A 2,233-nucleotide genomic window follows, 5' to 3' on the forward strand; every position below is an offset into this window, starting at 1 on the left:
CGTTATTCTGTAGCTCTTTTATTTTTTCCAGCTTTTCATGTGGCAGTACTTCTGCAAAATAACCATCAAGATATAACTTATTTGAAACTTCTTCGGCGATTCTTTTATTGTCTCCGGTAAGCATCCAGCACTTTATACCCAATTTTTTTAGTTGCTGTATTGCTTCATAGGATTCCTCTCTAATATTATCAGCAAGAATGATAACTCCAATTATTCGGTTATCCAATAGAACATAGACTAATGTTCCAGTTTCATCAACTTTAATCTCTTTTAGAATCTCAAAATTGTTTTCTCTCACATAACTCTGGCTAACCAAGGCAATGTTTTTCTCTTCTATTTTTCCCTTTACCCCTTGTCCTTTTATTACCTCAAAGTCTGATACCGGCAGGGTCTTAACTTTGAGTTCTTCAGCTCTGCTTATAATTCCCTTGGCAATGGGGTGTTCAGAATTTTTTTCAAGTGAGGCCGCCAACTGAATAATCTTTTTTTCATCATAACTTTTGTCTGTAACCGTAACCAGGCTTACTCCGAACTTACCTTCGGTAAGGGTACCTGTTTTATCAAACACCACAGTGGTTATCTTTCTGGAATTTTCAAATGCAGTTCTATTTCTTATCAAAAGACCGTTTTTTGCCGACAAAGTAGTTGAAACTGCAGTGACCAAAGGTATGGCTAAACCTAAAGCATGGGGGCAGGCAATAACCATTACCGTAGCCATTCTTTCAATAGCAAATGCAAGGTCGGGCCCATAAATAAACCAGTAAATGAGTGTTGCTGCTCCGGTAGTCACCGCAATAATAGTGAGCCAGTTTGCTGCTTTATCCGCAAACTTCTGAGTTTTTGATTTGGATGACTGCGCTTCTTTTACCAGATTAATGACCTTGTTTAAATACGATTCTTCTCCCGTTCCTTCAACCTTTACTTCTAAAACTGCATCTCCATTTACCGAACCGCCGATAACTTTGTCTTCCAGCTTTTTATGTACCGGCTTTGATTCTCCGGTCAACATTGATTCATCAATATAACTACTACCTTTGACAACTAAACCGTCGGCAGGTATTTTTTCACCTGCTTTGATTAAGATTTTATCCCCCTTTTTTAATGCAGAAATTTTGACTTCTTTTACTTCGCTTCCTTTAATTAAGTGGGCTGTGTCCGGCATTAATTGGGCCAGCTTTTCCAGTGCCTTGGAGGCCCCTAAAACAGATTTCATCTCAAACCAGTGACCCAGAAGCATCACATCTATCAAAGTAGCAAGCTCCCAGAAAAAGAACTCTCCTTTAAGACCAAAAACCACAGCTGAACTATAAAAATAGGCTACTGATGTGGCTAAGGCGATAAGGGTCATCATTCCTGGCTGTTTCTTCTTGGACTCATCAAAAAAACCCTTTAGAAAGGGCTGACCGCCGTAGAAAAATATAAAACTGGAAAGAACAAACAGAACATATTTTTCTCCAGGAAAACCCAACCTAAAATTAAATAACTGTTGTATTAAGGGAGACAGCAAAAGAATGGGTATGGTGACTAAAACTGATATTATAAATCTTTTTTTGAAATCACCCACCATTTGTTGGTGATGATCAGCATGATCATGATGTATATGCTCTTTATGCTCAGGATACTCGTCATGGTCATGATTCGTGTGCTCTTTGTGCTCTTCATGGTCAGAAGGTATGTGTTTTTCATGCTCTTGATGACTTTCATCTTTTTGAGATTTATGATTATGTTCTTGAGGTTCATGCTTTTCATGATGCATATTATGTATATGTGTTTCCTTCTCTTCTATCTTTTCAAGAGTTACCTTGCACATATCGCATTTTCCCGGAGTATTATACTCCATTTTACATTTTGGACATCTATATCTTGTCATTTTACTTCCTCCATAGATAAAGATTAAAAACCAAATTAAATTTGCTGCTTAGGTAAAATATGTTGTATTAAATAGTTAATTTTTAGGAAATAATCATAGTGTTTAATTTTCTAGATATAATTCGATGGAGCAATGAATCAATCATATAATTAAGTAATTTATTTATCAACTAAAAAACGTGTCACTTAAACGTCTCCTTCACCTGGTTCTTATTTTTATCCTGATACATCTCCTCTTATCGGCCTCTTTTAAGAGGGCCTCAGTATTCTGATACTCTCCCCTTCTGAGTGGCATCACCCAAGGAGATACTCGGTCTTAAGTAGATTGGTTTAATGCTATCTTCTTCACAGATCTTTCTGGTCC

General features: G+C 37.0%; 1 protein-coding gene. It reads right to left on the reverse strand.

Annotated elements, in window-relative coordinates:
• Positions 1–1,870, reverse strand: a 1,870-nt coding sequence (locus COZ07_RS01540; protein WP_406606838.1) for a heavy metal translocating P-type ATPase, incomplete at its 3' end; no start/stop codon positions are given.
• Between the last annotated feature and the right edge of the window lie 363 nt (positions 1,871–2,233).

The sequence above is a fragment of the Candidatus Infernicultor aquiphilus genome, assembly GCF_002784285.1.
Taxonomy (GTDB): Bacteria; Atribacterota; Phoenicimicrobiia; order Phoenicimicrobiales; family Phoenicimicrobiaceae; genus Infernicultor; species Infernicultor aquiphilus.